This is a genomic window from Caulobacter sp. 05L422, from assembly GCF_056397765.1.
In genome coordinates, this window is sequence record NZ_JBFTOB010000002.1 from 178,000 (window position 1) to 202,378 (window position 24,379).

Consider the following 24,379-nt stretch of genomic DNA (forward strand, 5'->3'; position numbering starts at 1 on the left):
CTAGAGGTACATCCTCCCGGAGCCACCCGATGATCCGCCGCTTCCTCGTCCTGCTCGCCAGTTTCGCCGCCATACTGCTGCCCGCCGACGTGCTGGCCGCCTCCAAGCCCGCCCCGCCCGCGACCGCCGTGTTCGCCGGGGGCTGCTTCTGGTGCATGGAGAACGACATGCGCGGCATTCCCGGCGTGCTGAAGGTCGAGAGCGGCTACACCGGCGGCCACGTCGATCGGCCGACCTATCGCGACGTGACCAGCGAGACCTCGGGCCACTACGAGTCGGTGCGCGTCACCTACGACCCGGCCAAGCTCGACTACGGCTTCCTGCTCTACAAGTACTGGAAGCTGGTCGACCCCACCGACGACGGCGGCCAGTTTTGCGACCGCGGTCCGTCCTACAAGCCCGCCGTGTTCGTCACCCCCGCCCAGCGCCCGATCGCCGAGAAGTCGCGCGCCGAGGCCGCCAAGCGCCTGAAGACCGGCACGATGAAGGCCCAGATCCTGGACCTGAAGACCTTCTGGCCGGCCGAGGCCTATCACCGCGACTACGCCAAGAACCACGCCGTCGAGTACCACGCCTACCGCATCGGCTGCGGCCGCGACCTGCGGCTGAAGCAGGTCTGGGGCGGTTGAGCTCGACTATCTAGGGCGCCGCCCGCTCCGAAACCGGCTTTTCCCTGATTGGCGCCTCGGGCGGTTGAGCATCGACTCCAGCCACGTTCGCTCCCGGCGAACACGCCCTGGAGCGCGCCATGCCCATGATCAAGCCGTTGGCCGAGCGCTGGCTGGAGCGGTGCCTGTTCGCCTCCCGCTGGCTGCTGGCGCCGATCTATCTGGGTCTGGTGGTCATACTGGCCGTCATGATCCTGGTGTTCTTCCAGGAGCTGATGCACGAGCTGCCGATCGTCCTGACCTCCAAGCCGGAGTTCGCGATCATCCTAGCGCTGTCGCTGATCGACCTGTCGCTGACCGGCAACCTGCTGGTGATCGTCATCCTGGCCGGCTACGAGAACTTCGTGTCGCGGATCGACACCGCCTCGCACAGCGAGCGGCCCCACTGGATGGGGTCGGTCGACTATTCGGCCATGAAGATGAAGCTGATCGCCTCGGTCGCGGCGATCTCGGCCGTTTCGCTGCTCAAGGCGGTCCTGAAGATGAGCGAGGATCCCGACATCCCGTTCGACCAGCCCCGGCTGGCCTGGCTGATGGGCATCCACCTGACATTCGTGATATCCGGGCTGCTGATGGCGGTCATGGACTGGATCGCCGGCAAGATCACCAAGCACTGAACTTCGTCGACGGCGGGCCGTTGTGCGTCGTGCCGACTGAACGGCGGGGAGACGACGGCCATGCGCGTGCGGATCGAGACGCGGCTGGACTACGACTTCCCCGTCCGCGCCGAGTCCCTGCTGCAGATCGAGGCCGCCGTCGCGTCGGACCAGACTGTGGTCGAGGAGCGCCTGACCTTCGATCCGCCCCTGACGTTCGTCCGCCGCGACGACCCGGTCAGCGGCGAACGGCGCGTGGCCTTCGAACACCAGGGCCGGCTGGCCATCGCCTACACCGCCACCGTCGAGATCGCCGATCGCGAGATGGACCTGGCCGGCGCCGTCCAGCACCGGGTCGCCGAACTGCCGATCGAGACCCTGCCCTACCTGCGCGGCAGCCGTTACTGCCCATCCGACACCTTCGAGACCATCGCCGACCAGAAGTTCGGAACCCTGCGCGGCGGCGAACGCGTCGCGGCCATCGTCGCCTGGATCATCGACCACCTGGAATACCGCCCCTGCAGCGACTGGCGGACCACCGCCCTGGAGACCTACGTCCAGAGGGCCGGGGTCTGCCGCGACTTCTCGCACCTGGCCGTCACCCTGTGCCGGGCCAGCGACATCCCGGCCCGGGTGGCCAGCGTCTACGCCCTGACCCTGGACCCGCCGGACTTCCACGCCGTGGTCGAGGTCTATGTCGGCGGCCGCTGGCGCCTGCTGGACCCGACGGGCCTGGCGCCGATCGACGGCCTGGTCCGCATCGCCTACGGCCGCGACGCCGCCGACGTGGCCTTCCTGACCATCTTCGGCCAGGCGACGATGGTCAGCCAGAGCGTGACCGTGATGAAAGCCTGATCCCTCTCCCCTTGCGGGAGAGGGTGGCCTCCGAAGGAGGTCGGGTGAGGGGTCGATGGCCGGCTCAGCCGCGCACTACGGACAGATTTGAGAGACCCCTCATCCGTCGGCTTCGCCGACACCTTCTCCCGCAAGGGGAGAAGGATCAGGCCGCCTTCTTCCGCCTCGGCTTCGGCTTCTTTTTCAAGAACCGCTCGAACAGCACGAAGGCGGCCGGCAGGGTCAGCAGGAACGACAACAGTCCCACTCCGCCCTTGGCAAGCAGCACGGTGGCCTTGGGCACGCCGTAGATCGTGAACACCTTCACCGGCAGCAGCACCTGCGGGTCCGATCCCTGCGCCTGGCCGTTGGCCGAGATCGGGATCGCCTTGAACGTGGCCGGGCTGACATTGAACCGCACCAGCAGCACGTGGTCGCCCTCGTCCTTGGGCGAGACGATCCACTTCACCCGCTCGACCCCGGTGGCGGCGATGCGCTGGACGTCGAACTCGTGGGTCGGGGACGGGGTCAGGGCCAGGTCCGCGCCGCTGAGCTCGACCTTCATGCCGGCCGGCGGCTGCACCGAGCCGTAGCCGTAGTCGCCTCCGGCCTCCTTGGGCTGGCCGGTCTTCCAATGGACGTCGCCGGTCGTGTATTCGGCCTCCAGCACCCCCTCCTCGTTCTCGCGGATCGTGCGGGGATACTTGATGTTCAGCCAGCCGATGACCGTACCGTTCGGATCATGGACGACGAAGCGCGACGCGGCGGCCGGCGTGGCGGGCGGCGGAGGTTGAGGAGCCGCGCGGGCGTCGATCAGCCTGGGCAGCACCACGGCCAACACCGCCGCCATCGCCAGCCAGATAAACCAGGTACGCTTCAACCGCTCGATCATGGCGCATCCCTGCGGGCGAGCGCGCGGCGGGCGAACAGCCGGCCCCCACCGACGGACCGCTCACGGCGGGCTCATTCTCGTTGGGATTGATAATGGCGAGGAACTCTCGCGAATCCAAGCGCTTGGATTTCGCGGCGTGGGATCGCACCTACTTGCCCCCACCTGACCGCTTCGCGGTCTGTCCGCCCCCATAGGGGGCGGAGGACGAGAGCGCGGCTCCTCTTCCCCCTGTGGGGGAAGACGACCGCGAAGCGGTCCGTAGGGGGCAAGTGATCGCCGCCGCCCTCTATGGGTTTTAGAACGGCAGGATGTTGCGCTGGCGGCTGTAGGCCAGGTAGCCGATGTTGGCGCCCAGGCGCAGGCCGACGCCGGCGCGGATCGGGGCCAGGGTGATGGTGTCGGCGCGCTGGTAGTTCACGCCCAGGCCGCCGATCAGATAGGCCGTGCCCTCCACGCCCGGGAAGCGGCGGAAGATGGCGTCCGGATACTGCAGGTTATAGCACAGGGTGAAGACCCGGCTGGCGTTGCCGCCCCAGTCCCAGCCCACCGACGGGCCCTGCCAGAACACTTCCTGGGTGTCCTTGCCCTTCATGTACAGCAGGCCCCGGCCGTAGCGCAGGCCCACGCCGATGGCGCCCGAGCCCTCTTCGCCGGCGATGTAGCCGGTGGGCTGGCCGTTGTCGCGGAAGGCGCGCTCGATCACCGCCCCGGCGCTCTCGGCCGTGACGCCGAGGAAGTCCGAGGTGCTGCGGACCATTTCGTCGGCCGAATAGGTGGCGGCCCGGCCGGTGTCGTACTGCGACTGGCGCGGCGGGTCGCCCGGACGCTCTTGGGCGGTGCTGGCGCAGGCGCCGAGCCCCGCGGTGGCCATGCCCGAAAGGATCAGCTTGCGACGGTCCATGTTCTCTCTCGCGATTCCAACAGCCTAGACTGTCTCAACCCTTTGAGTCGGGTTTGCGGCTTGAAGCTTAACGGCGAGTTAACCATGAGGGATCCGGGCCGGGGCCGGATGAACGACACTCGCGAAACGCCGCAAATATGCTAGAGGCAGCCCCATGACTTCGACGCCTCTCGACCGCATTCGCAATTTCTCGATCGTGGCCCACATCGACCACGGCAAATCGACCCTCTCCGACCGCCTCATCCAGGAGACCGGGGGCCTCACCGCGCGTGAGATGACCGCCCAGGTCCTGGACAACATGGACATCGAGAAGGAACGCGGGATCACCATCAAGGCCCAGACCGTGCGTCTGGACTACAAGGCCGACGACGGCCAGACCTACGTCCTGAACCTGATGGACACCCCCGGCCACGTCGACTTCGCCTATGAGGTCAGCCGCAGCCTGGCCGCCTGCGAAGGCTCGATCCTGGTCGTCGACGCCTCTCAGGGCGTGGAAGCCCAGACCCTGGCCAACGTCTATTCGGCCATCGACAACAACCACGAGATCGTCCCGGTCCTCAACAAGATCGACCTGCCGGCCGCCGAGCCCGAGCGCGTGCGCGCCCAGATCGAGGACCTGATCGGCCTGGACGCCAGCGACGCCGTCCTGGCCAGCGCCAAGTCCGGCCTGGGCATCCACGACGTGCTGGAAGCCATCGTCACCCGCCTGCCGCCCCCCAAGGGCGACGAGAACGCGCCGCTTAAGGCGCTGCTGGTCGACGCCTGGTACGACGCCTATCTGGGCGTCGTCGTCCTGGTCCGCGTCTTCGACGGCCGCCTGCGGGCCGGCCAGAAGATCAAGATGATGCAGCACGGCTCAACCCACCTGGTCGACCGCGTCGGCGTCTTCAAGCCCAAGAACACCCCCGTCGAGAGCCTCGGCCCCGGCGAGATCGGCTTCTTCACCGCCCAGATCAAGGAAGTGGCCGACGCCGCCGTCGGCGACACCCTGACCGACGAGAAGAAGCCCACCGACAAGGCCCTGCCCGGCTTCAAGGACGTCCAGCCGGTCGTGTTCTGCGGCCTGTTCCCGGTCGACGCCGCCGACTTCGAGGACCTGCGCGCCGCCGTCGGCAAGCTGCGCCTGAACGACGGCAGCTTCACCTACGAGATGGAATCCAGCGCCGCCCTGGGCTTCGGCTTCCGCTGCGGCTTCCTGGGCCTGCTGCACCTGGAGATCATCCAGGAGCGCCTGTCCCGCGAGTTCGACCTCGACCTGATCGCGACCGCCCCCTCGGTGGTCTACAAGATCCACATGCGCGACGGCACGGAGGTCGAGCTCCACAACCCCGCCGACCTGCCCGACGTGATGCAGATCGAGAGCATCAGCGAGCCCTGGATCAAGGCCACGATCTTCACCCCGGACGAATATCTCGGCGGCGTGATCAAGCTCTGCCAGGACCGCCGCGGCATGCAGCGCGAGCTCTCCTACGTCGGCAGCCGCGCCATGGTGGTCTACGACCTGCCGCTGAACGAGGTGGTCTTCGACTTCTACGACCGCCTGAAGTCGATCTCGAAGGGCTACGCCAGCTTCGACTACCAGATCGAGGACTATCGGGTCGGCGACCTGGTCAAGATGTCGATCCTGGTCAACGCCGAGCCCGTCGACGCCCTGTCGATGCTGGTCCACCGCGACCGCGCCGAAAGCCGCGGCCGGGGCATGTGCGAGAAGATGAAGGAGCTCATCCCGCAGCACATGTTCGTCATCCCCATCCAGGCGGCGATCGGCGGCCGGATCATCGCCCGCGAAACCGTCCGCGCCCTGCGCAAGGACGTGACCGCCAAGTGCTACGGCGGCGACGCCTCGCGCAAGCGCAAGCTGCTGGACAAGCAAAAGGCCGGCAAGAAGCGCATGCGCCAGTTCGGCAAGGTCGAGATCCCGCAGGAAGCGTTCATCGCGGCGCTGAAGATGGACGGGGATTGATCCCTCCGGACGCCAACCAGCGCCTGGAGGATATCGACTAATTCTTCATCGCCGTGTTGCAGTATGGATGCATAAGTTGGCCATTTTCATGATCGCCTCGCCCACCTTCGCTGACGCGAGTTACGTGGTCGAATGAAATTGACTTGAGGGGAAACAGAAACCCTTTGCATTCGGGGCATTTAGTTGCAGACCGCAGAGCCGTGGAAATAAATATCTGAGACTTCGCGCCATCCGTAAATTTCTCGCTTTCAGCTACAGATGTTACATCGAAGACCCTGCTTCTAGCCCCCAAATGAGCCAATAAATCACTCTGAGAAACAAGATAACCTTCGCTATATCTATCAACGAGATATTCAAACATATCTCTCATCTTTGAGACGCGAGAATTTCTATTGGTGTTCTGCAGAAAGATACCAATTAGCGATTTATTCTCATCGAGAAATTCCTCGATCATTTCGCGAGATTTAGAGAATTTCTTGTAAAATTGAGAGTTATTATCATTTATTTTTCTAGATATACAATCAACCATACCAAGAAATAAAAACCTACTATGCTTTCCCTTTTCATTGTAAAAGTAGACTACCGGATGAAGCCCCAAACTCGCGCCATCGTTCCCGGTAATCCTCCGCATCACAGAAGACGCCCTTCTAAGTATGTTGAGCGTTTCGATACCGTCGCCGTCATCCGCGTAGGTCTCGATTGGGCGCACGACCCCGCCACGCTGGTCACAAAGAAGGAGAAATTCGACCAGAAGTGATATCGCATCTATAGGCGACGAGGTCCCGCCCAATGGCAAATCGAGCGTCTTAACAGGCTCTCGAATCTCGGGATCGAACAATAGTCCATACAAATCATGAGCCGCTTCTTCAATTTTGCTCTGATTTTCCCTTGGAAAAGCAGACCAATATTTGTGACCGAAACCAGATCTGACTATCGCACGAGCACCTACAGCCACCGGCTTTCTTCTATTTTTGAGCAGCATCTCCTCCGCATCATCTAGCGGCGTGCCTTGGCTGTTGATCTTGAAGAATGAGCTTTCGGCTACTGCGGCATTACCCTGGACCCACTGGAGCGCTAAAGCGCGGGTGAATAACCTTGACGCTCGGGCTTTCTGCTCATCGCTACCAATAATCTCTCCGCTAACAATAGATTTTAGCGTAGAAAATTTCCCGATTTTCGAGTCAACCAAAGCTCTAGTTCGCTTAGCAATCTTCTTTTGCTCGTCGGATATCTCTCCCCCATAGAAAGATATGGAGACATTTCCATCTCCATAATCATCCTCCATCCAGGCTCGCAACGCGCTAAGCCTATGCCCTCCATCAATTACGAACAAAAATCTTGGCGATTTCCACAATATTATTGCCGGTATGAGTTCGTTGTCTAGGTAACTTGAAAGAAATGTAATTAACTGCAACGGGCTCCAATGATTTGTTTCTCTTTGAAAATCCGGCTTTCTCAATAGACTTATAATGGGCGAACCTCGATCTAAATTGCTGATCGGGAAATTCTGAAACAAGTCCATTTCATACGTGTCCTCCGTTGCGGCAAAATCCGCACGCGGGATCATCGCATCAAGATTGACCTTAGTAGCCATAGCCGAACCCCACCACCGAATGGCGAACCGTTCACCATACTCGCCCAATGGTCAAGCTGCAGCTAGTGAGAAGACTTCGCCTCCTTGATCGCACCTCTTCGCTCAGGTTCTCAGACTGCGACGAACTGCACTCTGCCGCCCACACAGATGGTGCCCAAGGCCGCTTCCGGCTAAACCCACGCCATGCTCCGCATCTCCGACCTCAAGCTCCCTCTCGGCCATCCGCCTGAAGGCCTAGCCCCCGCGATCTGCAACCGCCTGGGCATCCCCGAGCGCGACCTCCTGAGCCACACCATCGCCCGCCGCGCCCATGACGCGCGGAAGAAGGCGGCGATCCTGATGGTCTATACGGTCGACGTCGCGCTGCGCGACGAGGCGGCCGTGCTGGCGCGGTTCGAGCGGGACAGCCAGGTGCGGGTGAGGCCCGACACCGACTATCGCCCGGTCGCCCAGGCCCCGAAGGACTTCACGCGCCCCGTCGTCATCGGCGCGGGCCCCTGCGGCCTGTTCGCCGGGCTGATCCTGGCGCAGATGGGCTTCAAGCCGATCATCCTGGACCGGGGCAAGGTGGTGCGCGAGCGGACCAAGGACACCTGGGGCCTGTGGCGGCGCGGCGAGCTGAACCCGGAGTCCAACGTCCAGTTCGGCGAGGGCGGCGCGGGTACGTTCTCGGACGGCAAGCTCTACAGCCAGGTCAAGGATCCCCGCCATCTGGGCCGCAAGGTGCTGGAGGAGTTCGTCAAGGCCGGCGCGCCCGACGAGATCCTGACCGAGGCCCATCCGCACATCGGCACCTTCCGCCTGGTGACCATGGTCGAGAGCATGCGCGAGACCATCGAGGCCCTGGGCGGCGAGTATCGCTGGCAGCACCGGGTCGAGGACTTCGACATCGAGACCGCCGCCGATGGAACGCGCAGACTGAAGGGCCTGCATCTGTCGACCGGCGACTATCTGGCGGCCGACCACGTGGTGCTGGCCGTCGGCCACAGCGCCCGCGACACCTTCCAGGTGCTGTACGACCGGGGCGTCCACATCGAGGCCAAGCCGTTCTCGATCGGGGTGCGGATCGAGCACCCGCAGTCGTGGATGGACAAGGCCCGCTTCGGGGCCTGCGCGGGCCATCCGGACCTGGGCGCGGCCGACTACAGCCTGGTGCATCACTGCGCCAACGGCCGCGCGGTCTACAGCTTCTGCATGTGCCCGGGCGGCACGGTGGTGGCGGCGACCTCCGAGCCCGAGCGCGTCGTGACCAATGGCATGAGCCAGTACTCGCGCAACGAGCGCAACGCCAACTCCGGCTTCGTGGTCGGCATCGACCCCGAGCGCGACTATCCGGGCCATCCGCTGGCCGGCATCGAATTCCAGCGCAAGTGGGAGAGCCTGGCCTATACGGCGGGCGGTTCGACCTACGCCGCCCCGGCCCAGAAGGTCGGCGACTTCCTGGCCGGCAAGCCGTCGGAAGACCTCGGCGTCGTGGAGCCGTCCTACCGTCCGGGGATCAGGATGACCAACCTGGCCCAGTGCCTGCCGGCCTTCGTGATCGACGCCATGCGCGAGGCCCTGCCGGTGTTCGGTCGCCAGATCGCCGGCTACGACCACCCCGACGTGCTGCTGACGGGCGTGGAGACCCGCACCTCCTCGCCGATCCGCATCACCCGGGGCAAGGACTTCCAGAGCCTGAACGTCGCCGGCTTGTTCCCGGCCGGCGAAGGCGCGGGCTACGCCGGCGGCATCCTCTCGGCCGCCATCGACGGCATCAAGGTCGCCGAGGCGGTGGCGGCGGCCTATGTAGGGGAGACGGCCTAGTTCGCCGCCAAAGCTTACGGAGCCCGTCATGCTCAAGATCCTCGGCCGCACCTCCTCGCTGAACGTCCGCAAGGTGCTGTGGACCTGCGACGAGCTGGGCCTGGCCTATGAGCGCGAGGACTGGGGCACGGGCTTCGCCTCGACGCGCGCGCCTGAGTTCCTGGCCCTCAATCCCAACGGCCTGGTGCCGGTGCTGATCGACGAGCAAGGGGCGCTCTACGAGAGCAACACCATCTGCCGCTACCTGGCCGCCCGCTACGGCCACGGCCACCTGCTGCCGGTCGAGCCCCGCCCCCGCGCCGGGGTCGAGCAGTGGATGGACTGGCAGGCCGCCACCCTCAACCCGACCTGGGGCTACGCCTTCCTGGCCCTGGGCCGTCCGACGCCGGGCTATGACGATCCCGCCAAGGTCGCCGCCAGCGTCGAGGCCTGGAACAAGGCCATGGCCATCCTCGACCAGCGCCTGACCGACACCGGCGCCCACGCCGCGGGCCACGACTTCACCCTGGCCGACGTGGTGCTGGGCGTCTCGGTGCACCGGTGGATGCGGACGCCGATGGAGCGGGCCGACCTGCCGGCGGTCGAGGCGTACTACGCCCGGCTGAAGGCGCGGCCGGAGTTCGGGCGGTGGGCGCTGGACGAAGTTCCCTAGCTCGCGAGCTTCCGCGTCTTCGCGAACGGGCTGAGGCCCAGCCAGGACTGCATGTCGGACGCCAGGGCCGCGTCGCCCGTCAGCAGAATGCGTTGGCTGTCCAGCGCCGCGCGGACGGTGTCCAGGCCCATCCAGATGGCGGTCATGGTCCGCAGGTCGCTGGCGACATAGAGGTCGACGTCGAAGCCGGGATCGACCGAGCACAGGTCGACCGGCGCGCCGGCCCTGCTCGCGTGGGGGCCCGCGTCCGGCTCGACGATCAGCCACCAGGAGCGGTCGACGGCCGGCTGCTCGGCGTAGAGGAACTGGATGACGCTGCGCCGCCGGGGCATCGGCTCCAGGTTCAGCTTGCGGCGCATGTCCCACATCAGCAGGGAGGCGTCGAGCTGCTGCAGCGACAGCTCGCTGGTCACCCAGCGCTGGCCCCAGTGGCCCATGGCCTCGACCATGGTCTCCAGCTCGCGACCGGCCGGGGTCAGGTGATATTCCAGCACCCCGCTGTCGCGGCCGGCGACGCGGCGCACGACGCCCGCGTCCTCAAGGTCGCGCAGGCGCTGGACCAGCAGGGCCGGCGACATCCGCGGCACGCCGCGCCGCAGGTCGTTGAACCGGGTCGAGCCGGCGACCATCTCGCGCAGCAGCACCACGGTCCACCGCGTGCACAGCACCTCGGCCGCCATCGCGACCGGGCAGAATTGCCCATAGTTGCGCTGAGACATCGCCACCTCCGAATGACAGAACAGTGTTAGATTAAACCCGCCGGGCCGGGCGGGCCAGTTCAGTAGATGTACCGGCCAGGTTCAGTTGCTGAACTAGCTGGAGGGCGCGCGCCTTGGGCAAGGTCGAGGAACCGGCGGGGTCAGGCCCCGCCTCCGACAAGAAGGTTCAAGACATGCCGCTCGACACCGCCGTTCCCGAAACCGCCGCCGCCAGCATCGACTGGCTGGCCCGCGCCGAGGTCCTGGCCCAGACCATCGCCGCCCAGGCCGCCGCCCACGACGCCGACGACAGCTTCGTGGCCGACGCCTACGCCCAGCTGAAGGCCGGAGGCTTCTTCAAGGCCCTGGTCCCCGTCGAGTTCGGCGGCGGCGGGGCCGATGTCGCCGAGGTCTGCCAGGTGATCCGCCGCCTGGGCGTGGCCTGCGGCTCGACCGCCCTGGCCTTCGCCATGCACAGCCACCTGGTGGCGGTCGCCGCCTGGCGCTGGCGCAAGCAGGGCGCGCCGACCGAGGGCCTGTTGAAGCGCGTCGCGGCCGAGGACCTGGTGCTGGTGTCCAGCGGCGGGTCGGACTGGCTGGCCAGCGGCGGCCAGGCGGTCAAGGTCGAGGGCGGGTTCAGGATCACCGCCCGCAAGGCGTTCTCCAGCGGCTGCCTGGCCGGCGACCTGCTGGTGACCAGCGCGGTCTGGGACGACCCCGAGGCCGGTCCCACCGTGCTGCACTTCGCCGTGCCGCTGAAGGCCGCAGGGGTCGAGATCGCCCCGACCTGGCGCACCCTGGGCATGCGCGGCACCGGCTCGCACGACGTGGTGCTGACGCAGGTCTTCGTGCCCGAGGCGGCGATCTCGGGCCGGCGCCCCAGCGGTCCGTGGCATCCGCTGTTCCATATCATCAGCATGATCGCCTTCGCCCTGATCTATTCGGCCTATCTGGGCGTGGCCGACGGCGCGCGGGCCCGGGCGCTGGAGATCACCCGGCGCAAGTCGCCCGACCCGCACGTGGCCGAGCTGGTCGGGTCGATGGAGAACGCCTTCGCGAGCGCCGAGATGGCGTGGGAGCGGATGGTCGACGCCGCCGAGACCGGCGCGCCCGGCCCGGACAGCACCAACCGCGCCATGATCTGCCGCACCCTGCTGGCCCAGGGCGCGATCGCCACGGTCGAGCGGGCCATGGAGGCGGCGGGCGGGGTGTCGTTCTATCGCGACACCGGCCTGGAGCGGGCGTTCCGCGACATCCAGGGCGCGCGCTTCCATCCCCTGCAGGACGCCCCGCAGAGGCGCTATTCGGGCAGGGTCGCGCTGGGCTGGGACATTGATGGCTGAGTCTGGGACGGCTGAGCCTGAGGCTGGCCCCGCACCCGGAACACCCGGGCTTCGCGCGCCATGTCGTACAGGCGATAGACGATGAACGCCCCCGGCTGGGCCTCGCGCAGGGCCTCCTCCGCGGGGGTCAGCCGGAACGGCGTGGCCGGGCCGCCGGTGGTGGTCTTGACCGCGATGCGGCGGGCGGCGCCGGTGCGGCTGAAGCTGACCAGGTCGCAGCCCTCCTCGTCGGTGGGCAGGGCCAGGCGGATCTGGTCCGCCAGGTCCTGGCGGCCGCGCTCCTCCAGCCGGCGCTGCTCGTAGACCAGGGCGGCGGCGACGCCGATCCGGGCCAGCATGCGGGCCTCGTGGTCGCGGGCGGCGGGGTCGTACTTGGCCAACAGCCGCTCGGCCCGCTCGCTGGGCGGAACGTGATGGGCCCGCGACGGCGCGCCCTCGGCCAGGATCGGCGCGACGGCGCGACCCAGCAGGATCGGCGGCTGGGCCAGGTCCTTGAGGGCCCCGGGCTTGGCCGTCAGGCAGCGGTCGATCGAGTCGATCAGGCTGTCGCCGAAGTCCCAGCGCGGCGGGTGGTCCTTGAGGGTGGGCAAGCCGATCAGGGTCAGCACCGCCGAGATCTCGCCCTGCAGGAAGGTGATCGCCCCGCCCGAGCGGTTGGTGACGAAGCGCAGGGCGCGCTGGTGGTTGGCCGGATCGTAGGCGCGGCCGGTCATCACCTTGTCGAGCATGACCAGATAGTCGCCGACCACCAGGTCCTGCTCGGCCTCGTTCCAGGTCTTGCCGTTGATCGCCGAGTCGCCCACGCGGGGACGATGCCCCAAGCCGGGCCCGGACGCCAGGATTCGGCTCAGGCGTCCAAACGGGCCAGCCAGGCCAGGAACTGCCCGGCCCAGGCCGCCTCCGGCGCGTCGGGCGGCGAGCGCAGGGCGAAGCCGTGTCCGCCGGTCGGATATTCGTGCACCTCGGCCTGCCCGCCCGCCGCGCGGATCGCCGTCGCCCCGTCGCGGGCGTTGGCGATCAGGGCCTTGGGATCGTCGACGGCGTGGAAGATGAAGGCCTTGGTCGGGGCGGTGAACCCGTGGAACGGAGTCCATTCCGGACGCCGGGGCGCGGGCGCGGTCAGCCAGGCGTAGCCCAGACCGATGAAGTCGGGCAGCGACGGCTTGGCGTCCAGCGCGTCGACCGGCGGATAGAGCGGCGCCGCGCCGCGCGAGGCCAGGGCCGCCGCCAGGGTCCCGCCGGCGGAAAAGCCCAAGGCGCCGGTCAGGCGCGCGCCGACCTTGGCCTTCAGCAGCCGCAGGGCCCGCTGGGCATCCTGCAGCGGCGCGTCGAAGCCGGCGGGCCAGCGGTCGGTCGGCAGGCGGTACAGCAGGACGCCGGCGGCGATCCCCTGCCCGGCCAGCCAGCGGGCGACGTCGTGGCCTTCCTTGTCGATCACCACCTTGCTGAACCCGCCGCCCGGGATCACCAGCACGGCGGCCTTGGCCCGCGCGGAGCCGGCGGGGCGGTAGAGCGTCAGGCTCGGCCGGGTGACGCCTTCGATGCTGTAGTCGACGCGACCGTCCGGCCAGTTGTAGGGCACGCGCCGCTCGACGGCCTGGACCTGCTCACCACCCGGCGCGACGCCCGGCCAGAGCGCGATCGTCTCGCCTTGCGCATCGGCCGCCGCCGCCAGCCGGGGCGCGCCCAGCATCAGCAGCGAACCGGTCGCCAGCAGGCGCCGACGGTTCAGGACCAGACCCATGATGACCTCCCAGGAGCGCCGATTGCACGGCTTGACCGGAGGTTGAGGCAAAATGACACCGGTGACAACGCCTTGTGGAAACTGGCCGGCGAGCCGTCCGGGACGTATCGCCGCCAACCGTGCTAGAAGCCGCCTCATGACCGACAAGCCTGAAGACCACCCCGAGATTCCCGGCGAGACCCCGATTCAGCGCGCCCTGCGCCTGAAGAAGGCCGCCCTGGCCGCCAAGCCCAAGCCGCCGCGCGGCGGCCGCTTCCAGCGCGAGCAGGCCGCCGCGGCCGCCTCGAGCAGCAAGAACAAGCCCTGGATGACGCGATAGGCGCTGGATCGCGCGCGTTTTCCCCCAAGCGGCGCCTTGAGAACGCCGTGCTTTGACCGCACGTTGAGGACCATGCGCGCCATCCCCTTCGCCCTGCTCCTCTGCCTCGCTGCCGGCCCGGTCCTGGCCCAGACGGCCAAGCCGGCGACCAAGCCGCTCGCGGAGCCGCCGACGCCGGTCTCGCCCGTCACCGTCATGCCGCCGACCGAGAAGCCCAAGGTGGTCGCCACCTGGCCGGCCAGCGGCGAGACGATCACCCCGGGCGTGCTGGTCCTGAAGGTGGTGTTCGACCAGCAGATGACGCCGCGCGACTTCGCCTACGGCCTGGGAACGGACGGCGACACGCTGAGCTGCCTGAAGACCCCGCGCCTGTTGAACGACAACAAGACCTTCGTCCTGCTGTGCACGACACTGCCGGGCAAGACCTACACCGTCGCGCTGAACCCGGGCGCGCCCGGCGGTCCCGCCTTCAGCAACCTGGCAGAAAACCGCGCCGAGCCCGGCGTCCTGACCTTCACCACCGGCACCGGCGAGCCGGTCACCAAGCTGCGCGACGCCATCAAGGCCGCAGGCCTGGGCGGTCTGGACATGCCTGTCGAGGAAGCGCCGGACGCGCCCAAGACCGCGCCCTGATCGGAGGTCGCGGCATCCACGGAAGGGAATTGGGGGAGAGCCGGCCGAATTCGTGCGTCGGGACACCCCGGCCGGCTCTCGGCCTGCGGCTGGACGCGCCCCGTCGGAAGTAGGCGGCCCGGCGCGTCGAGGGGAATCGGGGGAGGACACCTCGACGTCTGCAAGCCCGCTCAGGTTGCAACATCCGCGTCGGAGCTGCCATCAGGTAAAACCCTAGAACGCGAGCGTTTAGTCCCGATTGGGCCACAGGGGGATGACGCGGTGCTCGTCTTCGGCGCCCAGGGTCAGCCGCACGGTCAAGCCGATGCCGCGGGACTCGTAGACCAAGTCCGCGCCCAGCTGCCGGGCCAGGCCGCGCACCACGCGGAAGCCCAGGCCGCCGTCGCTGAGCGGATCGAAATCCTCGCTCAGCCCCACGCCGTCGTCGGTCACCTCGACCACCAGACCGCGGCCGGTCGAGCGGCACGACACCAGGATCCGGCCGGCCACGCCGCTGGGATGGGCGTATTTGAGGGCGTTGGTCACCAGCTCGCTGACGATCAGGGCGACAGGGGTGGCCTGGTCGGGCCGCACCATGCAGCCGCCGGCGTCCCTGTGGGTGATGGTGGTGTCGCCGGCGAAGCTGACGGTCTCCATCAGGCTGTTGCACAGCTTGGCCAGGAAACGTCCCAGGTCGATGCCGCCTTCGACGTCGCCGGGCGCGCCCGACAACAGGCGGTGCAGTTCGCCGACCGTCTCGATCCGGGCCGCCACCTCTTCCAGAACGATGCAGGCTTCGCGGGCCGACAGCGCCTGGCCGGCCTTGTTCACGCGGGTGGCTTGCAACCGCGTATAGCCCGCGATCAGGGCCAGGTTGTTGGCGATGCGATGCTGGGCTTCGCTGAGCCGGTCGTCAGACCCGACATGGCGAACGGCCGCACCACCGAACTCTCGGTGCTCGACGTCCATGACTCGGGGGCTTTCAGTGAGGCGGCAGGATATTCCGTCGCCCCATACAAGCACAACTCAAACAAAAATGCGATGGTTTTGTTTGACGAAGAATCCCGGCTTTATTTATCTGCCTTATAAATCACGCCTTATGTCGGAAACTCGACTGATCAATTACCTAAATTCAGAGTTTTGATCACTTGACGCTTACTTAGCGAAACACGCCTAGCGCGCTTAATGAGTAAGTGGCATATTTTCGGTCTAGTGCGGTTTTTGAGTGTTTATGGAACCCCATGGCGGAGCTCGCGCGTTAACTCCACCAGACACAAGGAGCGTTGCCCCTTTTCCGGGGGCCGAGATCCCATGAACGACCTGACCCGCCCCGAACGCCTGCAGATCATGCTCACGCAGGAAGAGCTCGCCGCGTTGGACGATTGGCGCTTCGCGCGCCGCATGCCCAGCCGCGCCGCGGCCGTGCGCGAACTGCTCAAGCGCGGCCTGGAAGCCGAAGGCGTCCAGTCGGCCGAAGGCAAGATGCGTTCGCGCGACTTCGGCGTCGTGGACGGCCCCATGCGCTCCAGCGCCTCCGGCGACGGCGAGTAGCCCCGCGTCCCAGGCTCGCCGTTTTCGAACAAGCCTGGCCTTTCCCCAACGTCCACCTTTCGCCGGCGGCGATCCGCGCTCATCATCGTCTCAAAAGAGCGATAGGGGCGGAACGTCATGCGGTGGATCCTGCGAGGCCTGGCGGCCGTCGTCTGCTTGGCGCTGGTCGCCGTGCTGGCCCTGATCGGGCTCGACCTCGCCACCCGGCCGCCAAAGCCCGACACCCAGGCCCTGATAACCAAGGCCGCGACCTATGACGTCCGCATCCGCCGCGACGAATGGGGTGTGCCGCACATCCTGGGCAGGCGCGACGCCGACGCGGCGTTCGGCCTGGCCTACGCCCAGTCCGAGGACGACTTCGCCACGCTGCAGACGGTGGTGCTGGCCACCCGCGGGACCCTGGCCCGCCGGGACGGCGCCAAGGCGGCGGTCACCGACTATCTGGTCGGCCTGCTGGACGTCTGGCCGACGGTCGAAGAGGGCTACCCCAAGCTGCCGGCCGACCTGCGCGCCGTGCTCGAGGCCTATGCCGACGGGGTCAACTATTACGCCGCCACCCATCCGAAGGCCGTGTCGCCAGGCCTGCTGCCGCTGACCGGCAAGGACGCCCTGGCCGGCTTCGTGTTCAAGCAGCCGTTCTTCTACGGCCTGGATGGCGAGCTGAAGCGGCTGAACGCGCCGGAGACGCCCCAGAAGGAGCCGCCCAAGGGCTCGAACGGCCTGGCCCTGGCCCCGTCGCGCACCGCCGACCACCTGCCCCGCCTGCTGGTCAATTCGCACCAGCCCTATACCGGCCCGGTGGCCTGGTACGAGGCCGTGGTCGAGAGCGGCGACGGCTGGCACGTAGCCGGCGGCTTCTTCCCCGGCGCGCCGTTCATGCTGCACGGCCACAACGCCCATCTGGGCTGGGCCAACACGGTGTCCAAGCCCGACCTGTTCGACGCCTATCGCCTGACGATCAATCCCCAGAACAAGAACCAGTACCGGCTGGACGGCGCCTGGCGCGACTTCCAGCGGCACGACGTGAAGATGAAGATCAGGCTGTGGGGTCCGATCGTCATCCCGGTGACCAAGCGCGCCCTGCGCACCGTCCACGGCCCGGTGCTGGAGACCAAGCATGGCCTGTTCGCCCTGCGTTACGCCGGCATGGGCGAGTACCGCCAGCCGCTGCAATACTGGCGGCTGAACAAGGCGCGGAACGTCGAGGAATGGCGGGCCGGCATCGCCACCCACGCCCTGCCCAGCCTGAACTACATCTATGCCGACGCCGCCGGGAACATCGGCTTCGTGCACAACGGCCAGTATCCGAACCGTCGCGAGGGCGTGGACTGGAGCGGCGTGCTGCCCGGCGACCGATCCGACCTGATCTGGCAGGGCTACCGTCCGGTCGCGGCCATCCCGCAGCTGTGGAACCCCAAGTCGGGCTACGTCTACAACTCCAACAACAGCCCGTTCCTGGCCAGCGATCCGGCCGACAACCTGAAGGCCGCGGACTTCCCGGCCAGCCAGGGCCTGCAGACCAACCTCACCAACCGCGCCCAGCGCGTCCAGGAACTGGTCGGCGCCGATCCGGCGATCACCGACGAGGCGTTCCGCCGCTACAAGTACGACGTCACCTACAGCGAGCACTCGTCCGAGGTGGCGATGATCAAGGCGCTGACAGCCATCGATCCAGGGACCGACGCCGACCTGAAGGCCGCCCAGGCGATCCTGCGCGGCTGGGACCGGCGCACCGACGTCCACAACCGCGCCGCCGCCCTGGCCTCGCTGACGATCCAGCCGATCCTGGTCGCCCAGATCAATGGCGATCCGCCGCCCGTCCCGCTGGACAGCCTGAAGGCGGCGATCACGACCCTAAAGGCGAACTTCGGCCGCCTGGATCCGGAGTGGGGCCAGGTCAACCGCATCCGGCGCGGCAAGGTCGACCTGCCGATCGACGGCGGGGCCGACACCTACCGCTCGGTCTGGGGCATCCCGCAGAAGGACGGCACCCTTACCGCCGACGCCGGCGACACCTTCATCATGTTCGTGCGCTGGGACGCGGCCGGGGTTGTGCATTCCGACAGCATCCACCAGTTCGGCTCGGCCACCCTGGACGCGAGCTCGCCGCACTATGCCGACCAGACCCCGCTGTTCGCGACCATGCGCACCAAGCCGGTGCTGTTCACCGAAGACGAGCTGCGAGGCCACGTGAAGGAGGACTACCGGCCGGGCAAGCGTTGACGCCCAGGTTCGGCGCCCAGGTTCGGCGCCATGACTTCGCCGTGGTGACGCGCTTGAACGTGGCCGTGGGCCAAGGTTAAGGTCCGCCGCCATTTCTCCAACTTTAGAGACCTCTCCATGCGCAAGATCGTGATCCTCGCCACCGTGGCCGCCGCCCTGATGGTTTCGGCCTGCAACACCGTCGCCGGCGTCGGCCAGGACGTGTCGGCCGCCGGCCGCGCGGTGACCAACACCGCCAAGGACGCCAAATAGTCGCAGCATCAAGGGTTGCGGACTTCGACCGAACAAGGTCCGCGACCCTTGGTATAGTTAAGCTGCGGCGCCGCACGGCCCCGCTGACGTCACGTTTTCCCAGAGCGGACCGTGGCTTATCCACAGAACCCCAAAACAGTTGTGGTTAACGGTCCCGAGTAACGGCGTTTCTACTCGCTCGCCTTGCGGGTGAATTCTTGAGTCGCTAGGCGTTCATCTCAACGAAAACTGATTCAAAATGGCGCATGCGACCGCGCGCCCCCTTTCGCCAGGACCGTCGCGGAGGCATATCCACGCCCATGAACGAGCAGACCTCCCCCTGCCCGCCTCCGGTCAGCATGCTGACCGGCATGAAGCGCGGCGTCCGCCACCGTTGCCCCAACTGCGGCGAGGGACGGCTGTACACGCGCTACCTGAAGGTCGACCTGGATTGCGAGGTCTGCGGCCATGACCTGGCCCGCTATCCGGCCGACGACGGCCCCGCCTATTTCACGATCCTGATCATCGGCCACCTGGTGGTCGCGCCGCTGCTGCTGTTCCCGTTCATCTGGAAGATGTCGCCGGTGCTGGTGGTGCCGCTGACCGTGCTGCCGCTGGCCGCCCTGACCCTGATGCTGCTGCCCCGCGTCAAGGGCGCGGTGATCGGCGCCCTGTGGGCCGTGGGCCTGCGCAAGGCCGAGGACTGCCCGGGCGGCTGAGCCGCGGCGCACGACGACGCTTCGCGCGAGGATTGATAAACCGCCCGCATAGCGCGACTATGACGCCGCTCGATGGAGAGCGCGGTCATGGCGGACTTCCTTTTCTGGGTGGCGACCCTCGGCGGCCTCGCGATCTTCGGCCTCATCAGCCAGGCGTATGTCCGCTTCCTGCGTCGCCGGCTTCCGCCGATCCTGGCGACCATCGCAGCGCTCCTGTCGGCCCTGGCCGCTTTCGTCGTCTTTCTCCTGGTCGCTGGCTTGCTGATCGTCGGCGGCGGCATGGGCATGAAGTCCGCGACGGAGGCGCCCCCGTCGCCCTGCGCCATCGAAGGCCAGGTCTGCGACGACATCGAGCGCGAAGCCTACCTGTCGGACCTCGCCCGCCGACAGATCCGCGACATCCCCGTCTTCGTCGGCTGGCGCGACGAGCTGCGCTGGGGCGAGCAGACCCGCATCACGGCCGTCATCGCCTCGGCCGACCGCGCGGCGGCGCAAGCGTCGATCGGCAAGGCCGTCACCGACCAGCATGTCGATGAGCAGACCGTGGCGATCGGACGAAAGGTCCGCGCCGAGCTGACCGGCGACAACGTCGAGATCGTCAAGCCCGAGCAGACGATCCGTGACGTGACAAGCCTGCAGAACGTCACGTTCGAATGGCTGGTGAAACCGACGCGCCCGGGCAAGACCGTGCTGACGCTGCGGATCTTCAACGAACTCGTCACGCCGGGCGGCCCGATCGAGCTTGAGCGGCCGGCGCTGGTCCACGAGATGTCGGTGAAGATCGGCCTCCTGGACTGGCTGACCTGGCAGATGGAGCAGACGAAGGGCCTGATCTGGGTGATCGGCGGGGTGCTGAGCTTCCTCGGCGTCGTCTTCGCCAACCGCGCCAAGCTGCGCCGCTGGTGGAAGCGGCGTCACGCGGCCAATGCCGTCGCGGCGGCGCCCCCGCCGGCCCCTCCGCCGCCCCCGGCGACACCTCCAGACCCCGGCCCCTAGGACCCTCGCGGAACCTTGGCCGCACCCCTCGCATTCCCTTCCCCGAACCCGAGCGCGCAACGCGCCCGGATGCAACGGAGACGGACATGCTTGGCACGATCCTCATCATCATCCTGATCCTGGCCCTGATCGGCGCCCTGCCGACCTGGGGCCACAGCCGCTCGTGGGGCTACTATCCGTCCGGCGGCCTGGGCCTGGTGCTGGTCATCATCATCATCCTGGTCCTGATCGGCAGGATCTAGCGACGTCTGGGGACGCGCGCCCGCGCGCGTCCCCAATCGCTCTCGCGCCCCTCCCCCGACGATCAATGTTCGCCTAAGGTCTCCCGCGACGACACCCTGGGGGCGACATGACCGACACTGCTACGGCGACGCCGCCCCAAGGCGCCGCGCCCTTGAGCGCTTGGCGTCGGACCCGAGCCATCCTGGGCGGATCGGCCGGCAATCTGGTCGAGTGGTACGACTGGTTCGCCTACGCCGCCTTCTCGATCTATTTCGCCAAGATCTTCTTCCCCAAGGGCGACCAGACCGCCCAGCTGATGCAGACGGCCGCCATCTTCGCGGTCGGTTTCGGCGCGCGGCCCGTCGGGGCCTGGCTGATGGGGCTCTACGCCGACCGCAAGGGCCGCAAGGCCGGCCTGACCCTCGCCGTGGGCCTGATGTGCGTCGGCTCGCTGGTCATCGCCCTGTGCCCCGGCCACGCCACGATCGGCGACGCCGCGCCGGTGATCCTGCTGCTGGCCCGCCTGCTGCAAGGCCTGTCGGTGGGCGGCGAGTACGGCGCCAGCGCCACCTATATGAGCGAAATGGCCGGGCGGAAGCGTCGCGGCTTCTGGTCCAGTTTCCAGTACGTGACCCTGATCATGGGCCAGCTGGTGGCGGCCCTGGTGCTGGTGATCCTGCAGAACACCCTGAGCAAGGAAGACCTGGCCGACTGGGGCTGGCGCATCCCGTTCTTCGTGGGCGCGGCCCTGGCCGTGGTGGTGTTCTGGATCCGCACCGGCATCGAGGAAAGCGTCTCGCACCAGAACGTCTCGACCGCCGCACGCGACCCGGTCAGCCGCCGCCAGGTCGCCTGGGTGAGCGGGCTCCTCCTGGCCACCGTCGGGTCCATGGTCGTGGGCTTCACGGACGCGCCGTTCGCCGCGACGATGCAGTACGGAGCGGTGCTCCTGCTGGTCGCGACCTACGTGGCCCTGGCCGCGCCGCTGGTCTCGCGCCATCCCAGGCAGACCCTGGCGATCATCGGCCTGACCGCCGCCGGCTCCTTGGCCTTCTACGCCTACACCACCTACATGCTGAAGTTCCTGACCAACACGGCGGGCTTCGACAAGGCCACGGCCGGGGCGATCAACCTGGCCACCCTGGCCGGCTTCATGCTGATCCAGCCGCTGTTCGGCTGGGCCTCGGACAAGGTCGGCCGCAAGACCATGCTGGTCTTCGCCTTCGGGGTGGGCGCCCTGATCGCCTGGCCGGTGTTCAGCCTGACCGCCAAGGCCGCCAGCCCCGCCGTCGCCTTCGGCCTGATCTTCGCGGCCCTGTTCGTGCAGTCGGGCTACACCTCGATCAGCGCCGTGGTGAAGGCCGAGCTGTTTCCCACCCATGTGCGGGCCCTGGGCGTGGCCCTGCCCTACGCCATCGGCAACGCCGCGTTCGGCGGCACCGCCGAATACGTCGCCCTGTGGTTCAAGCACGAGGGCATGGAGAGCGGCTTCTACCTCTATGTGTCGGCGATCATGGCCGTGGGCCTGACGGTCTCGCTGCTGCTGAGGGACACGGGCAAGCACAGCCTGATCCTCGAGGACTGATACCGCTCCCGCGACACCCCTTTCACCGACTCTCGTTACGGCCTTAAGTTCGCTCCATGTCCTCCACGCTCTCGCACGCCCTGTCCAAGCAGTTCCTGGCCATGCCGATCATCGATCTGCTGGTCCTGGCCTTCTTCCTGTTCTGCTGGCTGTTCTACGAGCCGATGCTCAAGCGGCTGGGCCACGAGAAGAACGTCATCAACACCGACATGACGGTGATCCGCCGCCGCTGGATGGCCGAGATGGCGGTGCGCGAGATCGCCCTGCTGGACGGCCAGTTGCTGGGCCACGCGATCAACTCGGCCTCGTTCTTCGCTTCGTCCAACCTGATCCTGATCGCCGCGGCGGCCGGGGTGCTGTTCGGCGGCGACAGCGCGCTGAAGACCATCGAGGGCATCGCCGTCCTGGCCCCGGCCTCGGCCCTGGTGTTCCAGATCAAGCTGGGCGTCGTGCTGATCGCCCTGGCCCGCGGCCTGCTCGACTTCATCTGGGCGATCCGCCAGATGAACTACTGCCTGGCCGCCATCGGCGCGACGCCGATGTGGGCCCCGCGCGCGGTGCTGGAAGAGTATGCCGAGGCGGCCGGCGCGATCCTCAATCCGGCCCTGTCGGCGTTCAACGCCGGCGTGCGCGGCTACTATTTCGCCCTGGCGGCGGCGGCCTGGCTGCTGGGCCCCATCGCCTTCGCGGTGGCGACCGGCGGGGCGATGATCCTGCTGCTCTGGCGCCAGCGCCGCAGCCCGGCCTCGGCCGCCGTGCGCAAGGTGCGCCAGATCCTCGAACGCCAGCCGGTGGTGATCGGTCCTCACCTGGCTGGCAAGGACAGCGAGCAGGTTTAGAGCCCGATTTCGGCCCGCGCCTTCCTGGTCAGCTTGGCGGCGATCAGGCCGTGGGCCGTCTTCAGCCAGTCGGCCACCTCGTCCGCGTCCTCGGCGGCCAGGTCGGCGAAGTGCAGCCACTTGGCGCGCGCCAGATAGGGCGCCGGGATGGCCCGGCCCGTCTCGCTCAGCACCTCGAACGCCACGTCCGAGGCCTTCAGCGAAAAGCCGCTCGCGCCCACGGCCCCGCCCAGCACGGCGAACATCTTGCCGCCCACCTTGTAGACGTGGTCGTCGCCCCACTGGATCGTCATGGTCGCGCCCGGCAAGGCCAGGGCGGCGGCGTCGAAGGCCTCGGGGGTCATGCCCGCACCCCCACGCCGATCGGACAGACCACGCCCGTGCCGCCGATGCCGCAATAGCCCTCGGGGTTCTTGGCCAGGTACTGCTGGTGATAGTCCTCGGCGAAGAAGAACGGACCGGCCGCGCCGATCTCGGTGGTGATGGTCCCCAGCCCCTGGGCGTCCAGGGCCTGCTGATAGGCCTCCTTCGAAGCCACCGCGGCGGCGGCCTGGCTGTCGGAGGTCACATAGATCCCCGAGCGGTACTGGGTGCCGATGTCGCCGCCCTGGCGCATGCCCTGGGTCGGGTCGTGGCTCTCCCAGAAGGTCTTGAGCAGGGTCTCGTAGGTGACCACGCGCGGGTCGAACACGATCTGCACCACCTCGGTGTGGCCCGTACGACCGGTGCAGACCTCCTCGTAGGTCGGGTTGGGGGTGATCCCGGCCGCGTAGCCGACGGCGGTGACATAGACGCCCGGGACCTTCCAGAACACCCGCTCCACGCCCCAAAAACAGCCCATGGCCAGCACCGCCACCTCCATCCCGTCGGGATAGGGACCCTTCAGCGGATGGCCGTTGACGAAGTGAGCCTTGGCCGTCGGGATCGCCGCCGCGCGCCCCGGCAGAGCGGTGTCGACGGTCGGCATTTCGAGGGTTTTGGGGGCGGAAGCCATGACGGGATCTCAGGATCGAAACAGAACCATCGATACTAAGGTGTACGCGATCTCGTTTCACCTCGTATGGCCGCTTGCTACCGCAACCTTCCTGAGTATATTGCGCCCCTTCCTGCGTCGGGGGCTTCAACCGCCTTCCGCATCTGGTGCGCATGGTGAGGTGGCCGAGTGGTTGAAGGCGCACGCCTGGAACGCGTGTATAGGGGAAACTCTATCGAGGGTTCGAATCCCTCTCTCACCGCCATCGCTCCGCACATCGCGTTGATTATATTCAACAATATTTCCCCGCCATTTCGCGGGTCCCATTTTCGGTCCTATTTTCAGATCTGACCGCGAGATGCGCGTTCCGTGCGGATCAGGTAGGCCGGAAGGCGCGGCAAGGTGGATCGGCGGGATG

General features: G+C 67.2%; 26 protein-coding genes and 1 tRNA gene. 18 read left to right on the top strand and 9 right to left on the bottom strand.

Annotation, left to right across the window (positions count from 1 at the left end; all coding sequences use genetic code 11):
* The first annotated feature begins 32 nt into the window (after window positions 1-32).
* The 3 genes from msrA (AC1DMQ_RS03165) to AC1DMQ_RS03175 all read left to right on the top strand — a co-directional run bounded on the left by msrA (AC1DMQ_RS03165) (window position 33) and on the right by AC1DMQ_RS03175 (window position 2,119).
* Entirely contained in the window at window positions 33-629 is a 597-nt protein-coding gene (gene msrA, locus AC1DMQ_RS03165; RefSeq protein WP_477032268.1) for a peptide-methionine (S)-S-oxide reductase MsrA, read from the top strand.
* A 125-nt stretch (window positions 630-754) separates the two neighbouring features.
* Window positions 755-1,285: a TIGR00645 family protein gene (locus AC1DMQ_RS03170; protein ID WP_477032269.1), complete on the top strand. Its 531-nt coding sequence runs from the start codon at window positions 755-757 to the stop codon at window positions 1,283-1,285.
* A gap of 60 nt (window positions 1,286-1,345) precedes the next feature.
* Window positions 1,346-2,119, top strand: coding sequence for a transglutaminase-like domain-containing protein (locus tag AC1DMQ_RS03175; RefSeq protein WP_477032096.1), 774 nt, complete (start codon window positions 1,346-1,348; stop codon window positions 2,117-2,119).
* A gap of 145 nt (window positions 2,120-2,264) precedes the next feature.
* Here the strand turns inward: AC1DMQ_RS03175 and AC1DMQ_RS03180 are convergent, their stop codons facing one another.
* Window positions 2,265-2,990, bottom strand: a complete 726-nt coding sequence (locus AC1DMQ_RS03180; protein WP_477032097.1) for a hypothetical protein — start codon at window positions 2,988-2,990, stop codon at window positions 2,265-2,267.
* A gap of 295 nt (window positions 2,991-3,285) precedes the next feature.
* The gene (locus tag AC1DMQ_RS03185; protein WP_477032098.1) at window positions 3,286-3,891 is read right to left on the bottom strand and encodes a DUF1134 domain-containing protein; all 606 of its coding nucleotides are present in this window, start codon (window positions 3,889-3,891) and stop codon (window positions 3,286-3,288) included.
* Between the two features lie 154 nt (window positions 3,892-4,045).
* Between AC1DMQ_RS03185 and lepA the strand changes: the two genes are divergently transcribed.
* On the top strand, window positions 4,046-5,854 hold the full coding sequence (gene lepA / locus AC1DMQ_RS03190) for a translation elongation factor 4 (RefSeq protein WP_477032099.1): 1,809 nt from the start codon (window positions 4,046-4,048) through the stop codon (window positions 5,852-5,854).
* Window positions 5,855-5,891: 37 nt separating this feature from the next.
* Here the strand turns inward: lepA and AC1DMQ_RS03195 are convergent, their stop codons facing one another.
* Window positions 5,892-7,448, bottom strand: coding sequence for a DUF262 domain-containing protein (locus AC1DMQ_RS03195; protein WP_477032100.1), 1,557 nt, complete (start codon window positions 7,446-7,448; stop codon window positions 5,892-5,894).
* A 183-nt stretch (window positions 7,449-7,631) separates the two neighbouring features.
* On the opposite strand from AC1DMQ_RS03195, the gene AC1DMQ_RS03200 reads away from it, so the two are divergent.
* Both AC1DMQ_RS03200 and AC1DMQ_RS03205 read left to right on the top strand, forming a co-directional pair.
* Window positions 7,632-9,254, top strand: a complete 1,623-nt coding sequence (locus AC1DMQ_RS03200) for an NAD(P)/FAD-dependent oxidoreductase (RefSeq protein ID WP_477032101.1) — start codon at window positions 7,632-7,634, stop codon at window positions 9,252-9,254.
* A gap of 28 nt (window positions 9,255-9,282) precedes the next feature.
* Window positions 9,283-9,906: a glutathione S-transferase family protein gene (locus AC1DMQ_RS03205; protein ID WP_477032102.1), complete on the top strand. Its 624-nt coding sequence runs from the start codon at window positions 9,283-9,285 to the stop codon at window positions 9,904-9,906.
* Here AC1DMQ_RS03205 and AC1DMQ_RS03210 read toward each other — a convergent pair.
* Window positions 9,903-10,625 (bottom strand): winged helix-turn-helix transcriptional regulator, encoded by a 723-nt coding sequence (locus tag AC1DMQ_RS03210; RefSeq protein ID WP_477032103.1) that lies wholly within the window; start codon window positions 10,623-10,625, stop codon window positions 9,903-9,905. The two genes, AC1DMQ_RS03205 and AC1DMQ_RS03210, sit on opposite strands and share 4 nt — an antisense overlap.
* Window positions 10,626-10,798: 173 nt before the next feature.
* Here AC1DMQ_RS03210 and AC1DMQ_RS03215 point away from each other — a divergent pair, with 173 nt between their 5' ends.
* A complete protein-coding gene (locus AC1DMQ_RS03215) occupies window positions 10,799-11,947 on the top strand; it encodes an acyl-CoA dehydrogenase family protein (RefSeq protein WP_477032104.1) in 1,149 nt (382 codons plus the stop codon).
* Here AC1DMQ_RS03215 and AC1DMQ_RS03220 read toward each other — a convergent pair.
* Together AC1DMQ_RS03220 and AC1DMQ_RS03225 are read right to left on the bottom strand one after the other, a co-directional pair.
* Window positions 11,905-12,750, bottom strand: a complete 846-nt coding sequence (locus tag AC1DMQ_RS03220) for a protein NO VEIN domain-containing protein (RefSeq protein ID WP_477032105.1) — start codon at window positions 12,748-12,750, stop codon at window positions 11,905-11,907. The two genes, AC1DMQ_RS03215 and AC1DMQ_RS03220, sit on opposite strands and share 43 nt — an antisense overlap.
* A 44-nt stretch (window positions 12,751-12,794) precedes the next feature.
* Complete coding sequence (locus AC1DMQ_RS03225; RefSeq protein ID WP_477032106.1) at window positions 12,795-13,691, bottom strand: alpha/beta hydrolase; 897 nt, start codon at window positions 13,689-13,691, stop codon at window positions 12,795-12,797.
* A 136-nt stretch (window positions 13,692-13,827) separates the two neighbouring features.
* Here AC1DMQ_RS03225 and AC1DMQ_RS03230 point away from each other — a divergent pair, with 136 nt between their 5' ends.
* Window positions 13,828-14,010, top strand: a complete 183-nt coding sequence (locus tag AC1DMQ_RS03230) for a hypothetical protein (RefSeq protein ID WP_477032107.1) — start codon at window positions 13,828-13,830, stop codon at window positions 14,008-14,010.
* 72 nt (window positions 14,011-14,082) lie between these two features.
* Window positions 14,083-14,643 carry a hypothetical protein gene (locus tag AC1DMQ_RS03235; protein ID WP_477032108.1) on the top strand — a complete coding sequence of 187 codons (561 nt, stop codon included), beginning with the start codon at window positions 14,083-14,085 and terminating at the stop codon, window positions 14,641-14,643.
* Between the two features lie 228 nt (window positions 14,644-14,871).
* On the opposite strand, the gene AC1DMQ_RS03240 is transcribed toward AC1DMQ_RS03235, so the two are convergent.
* Window positions 14,872-15,591, bottom strand: a complete 720-nt coding sequence (locus AC1DMQ_RS03240) for a sensor histidine kinase (protein WP_477032109.1) — start codon at window positions 15,589-15,591, stop codon at window positions 14,872-14,874.
* A 342-nt stretch (window positions 15,592-15,933) separates the two neighbouring features.
* Between AC1DMQ_RS03240 and AC1DMQ_RS03245 the strand changes: the two genes are divergently transcribed.
* From AC1DMQ_RS03245 to AC1DMQ_RS03280, 8 genes are all read left to right on the top strand, one after another.
* On the top strand, window positions 15,934-16,173 hold the full coding sequence (locus AC1DMQ_RS03245; RefSeq protein WP_477032110.1) for a hypothetical protein: 240 nt from the start codon (window positions 15,934-15,936) through the stop codon (window positions 16,171-16,173).
* Window positions 16,174-16,290: 117 nt separating this feature from the next.
* Window positions 16,291-18,396, top strand: coding sequence for an acylase (locus AC1DMQ_RS03250; RefSeq protein WP_477032111.1), 2,106 nt, complete (start codon window positions 16,291-16,293; stop codon window positions 18,394-18,396).
* Between the two features lie 117 nt (window positions 18,397-18,513).
* Window positions 18,514-18,648, top strand: a complete 135-nt coding sequence (locus tag AC1DMQ_RS03255) for an entericidin A/B family lipoprotein (protein ID WP_018061959.1) — start codon at window positions 18,514-18,516, stop codon at window positions 18,646-18,648.
* A 299-nt stretch (window positions 18,649-18,947) separates the two neighbouring features.
* Complete coding sequence (locus AC1DMQ_RS03260) at window positions 18,948-19,346, top strand: DUF983 domain-containing protein (protein ID WP_477032112.1); 399 nt, start codon at window positions 18,948-18,950, stop codon at window positions 19,344-19,346.
* 87 nt (window positions 19,347-19,433) lie between these two features.
* Window positions 19,434-20,342, top strand: a complete 909-nt coding sequence (locus AC1DMQ_RS03265; protein WP_477032113.1) for a hypothetical protein — start codon at window positions 19,434-19,436, stop codon at window positions 20,340-20,342.
* Window positions 20,343-20,428: 86 nt separating this feature from the next.
* Window positions 20,429-20,584, top strand: a complete 156-nt coding sequence (locus AC1DMQ_RS03270) for a DUF3309 family protein (protein ID WP_018061962.1) — start codon at window positions 20,429-20,431, stop codon at window positions 20,582-20,584.
* Window positions 20,585-20,691: 107 nt separating this feature from the next.
* Complete coding sequence (locus tag AC1DMQ_RS03275; RefSeq protein ID WP_477032114.1) at window positions 20,692-22,149, top strand: MFS transporter; 1,458 nt, start codon at window positions 20,692-20,694, stop codon at window positions 22,147-22,149.
* 101 nt (window positions 22,150-22,250) lie between these two features.
* On the top strand, window positions 22,251-22,988 hold the full coding sequence (locus AC1DMQ_RS03280) for a DUF599 domain-containing protein (RefSeq protein WP_477032270.1): 738 nt from the start codon (window positions 22,251-22,253) through the stop codon (window positions 22,986-22,988).
* On the opposite strand, the gene AC1DMQ_RS03285 is transcribed toward AC1DMQ_RS03280, so the two are convergent.
* On the bottom strand, window positions 22,985-23,332 hold the full coding sequence (locus AC1DMQ_RS03285) for an MmcQ/YjbR family DNA-binding protein (RefSeq protein ID WP_477032115.1): 348 nt from the start codon (window positions 23,330-23,332) through the stop codon (window positions 22,985-22,987). The two genes, AC1DMQ_RS03280 and AC1DMQ_RS03285, sit on opposite strands and share 4 nt — an antisense overlap.
* Window positions 23,329-23,982 carry a peptide-methionine (S)-S-oxide reductase MsrA gene (gene msrA, locus AC1DMQ_RS03290; RefSeq protein ID WP_477032116.1) on the bottom strand — a complete coding sequence of 218 codons (654 nt, stop codon included), beginning with the start codon at window positions 23,980-23,982 and terminating at the stop codon, window positions 23,329-23,331. The genes AC1DMQ_RS03285 and msrA (AC1DMQ_RS03290) overlap by 4 nt, the downstream gene beginning before the upstream one ends.
* A 154-nt stretch (window positions 23,983-24,136) precedes the next feature.
* Between msrA (AC1DMQ_RS03290) and AC1DMQ_RS03295 the strand changes: the two genes are divergently transcribed.
* Window positions 24,137-24,226, top strand: a tRNA-Ser gene (locus AC1DMQ_RS03295).
* The last annotated feature ends 153 nt before the right edge of the window (window positions 24,227-24,379 follow it).

Excerpts from the sequence above, each read along its gene's own strand:
- AC1DMQ_RS03170 (WP_477032269.1), top strand. The coding sequence starts at position 755 with ATGATCAAGCCGTTGGCCGAGCGCTGGCTGGAGCGGTGCCTGTTCGCC.
- AC1DMQ_RS03175 (WP_477032096.1), top strand. The coding sequence starts at position 1,346 with ATGCGCGTGCGGATCGAGACGCGGCTGGACTACGACTTCCCCGTCCGC.
- AC1DMQ_RS03180 (WP_477032097.1), bottom strand. The coding sequence starts at position 2,990 with ATGATCGAGCGGTTGAAGCGTACCTGGTTTATCTGGCTGGCGATGGCG.
- AC1DMQ_RS03185 (WP_477032098.1), bottom strand. The coding sequence starts at position 3,891 with ATGGACCGTCGCAAGCTGATCCTTTCGGGCATGGCCACCGCGGGGCTC.
- lepA (WP_477032099.1), top strand. The coding sequence starts at position 4,046 with ATGACTTCGACGCCTCTCGACCGCATTCGCAATTTCTCGATCGTGGCC.
- AC1DMQ_RS03195 (WP_477032100.1), bottom strand. The coding sequence starts at position 7,448 with ATGGCTACTAAGGTCAATCTTGATGCGATGATCCCGCGTGCGGATTTT.
- AC1DMQ_RS03200 (WP_477032101.1), top strand. The coding sequence starts at position 7,632 with ATGCTCCGCATCTCCGACCTCAAGCTCCCTCTCGGCCATCCGCCTGAA.
- AC1DMQ_RS03205 (WP_477032102.1), top strand. The coding sequence starts at position 9,283 with ATGCTCAAGATCCTCGGCCGCACCTCCTCGCTGAACGTCCGCAAGGTG.
- AC1DMQ_RS03210 (WP_477032103.1), bottom strand. The coding sequence starts at position 10,625 with ATGTCTCAGCGCAACTATGGGCAATTCTGCCCGGTCGCGATGGCGGCC.
- AC1DMQ_RS03215 (WP_477032104.1), top strand. The coding sequence starts at position 10,799 with ATGCCGCTCGACACCGCCGTTCCCGAAACCGCCGCCGCCAGCATCGAC.
- AC1DMQ_RS03225 (WP_477032106.1), bottom strand. The coding sequence starts at position 13,691 with ATGGGTCTGGTCCTGAACCGTCGGCGCCTGCTGGCGACCGGTTCGCTG.
- AC1DMQ_RS03230 (WP_477032107.1), top strand. The coding sequence starts at position 13,828 with ATGACCGACAAGCCTGAAGACCACCCCGAGATTCCCGGCGAGACCCCG.
- AC1DMQ_RS03235 (WP_477032108.1), top strand. The coding sequence starts at position 14,083 with ATGCGCGCCATCCCCTTCGCCCTGCTCCTCTGCCTCGCTGCCGGCCCG.
- AC1DMQ_RS03240 (WP_477032109.1), bottom strand. The coding sequence starts at position 15,591 with ATGGACGTCGAGCACCGAGAGTTCGGTGGTGCGGCCGTTCGCCATGTC.
- AC1DMQ_RS03245 (WP_477032110.1), top strand. The coding sequence starts at position 15,934 with ATGAACGACCTGACCCGCCCCGAACGCCTGCAGATCATGCTCACGCAG.
- AC1DMQ_RS03250 (WP_477032111.1), top strand. The coding sequence starts at position 16,291 with ATGCGGTGGATCCTGCGAGGCCTGGCGGCCGTCGTCTGCTTGGCGCTG.
- AC1DMQ_RS03255 (WP_018061959.1), top strand. The coding sequence starts at position 18,514 with ATGCGCAAGATCGTGATCCTCGCCACCGTGGCCGCCGCCCTGATGGTT.
- AC1DMQ_RS03260 (WP_477032112.1), top strand. The coding sequence starts at position 18,948 with ATGAACGAGCAGACCTCCCCCTGCCCGCCTCCGGTCAGCATGCTGACC.
- AC1DMQ_RS03265 (WP_477032113.1), top strand. The coding sequence starts at position 19,434 with ATGGCGGACTTCCTTTTCTGGGTGGCGACCCTCGGCGGCCTCGCGATC.
- AC1DMQ_RS03270 (WP_018061962.1), top strand. The coding sequence starts at position 20,429 with ATGCTTGGCACGATCCTCATCATCATCCTGATCCTGGCCCTGATCGGC.
- AC1DMQ_RS03275 (WP_477032114.1), top strand. The coding sequence starts at position 20,692 with ATGACCGACACTGCTACGGCGACGCCGCCCCAAGGCGCCGCGCCCTTG.
- AC1DMQ_RS03280 (WP_477032270.1), top strand. The coding sequence starts at position 22,251 with ATGCCGATCATCGATCTGCTGGTCCTGGCCTTCTTCCTGTTCTGCTGG.
- AC1DMQ_RS03285 (WP_477032115.1), bottom strand. The coding sequence starts at position 23,332 with ATGACCCCCGAGGCCTTCGACGCCGCCGCCCTGGCCTTGCCGGGCGCG.
- msrA (WP_477032116.1), bottom strand. The coding sequence starts at position 23,982 with ATGGCTTCCGCCCCCAAAACCCTCGAAATGCCGACCGTCGACACCGCT.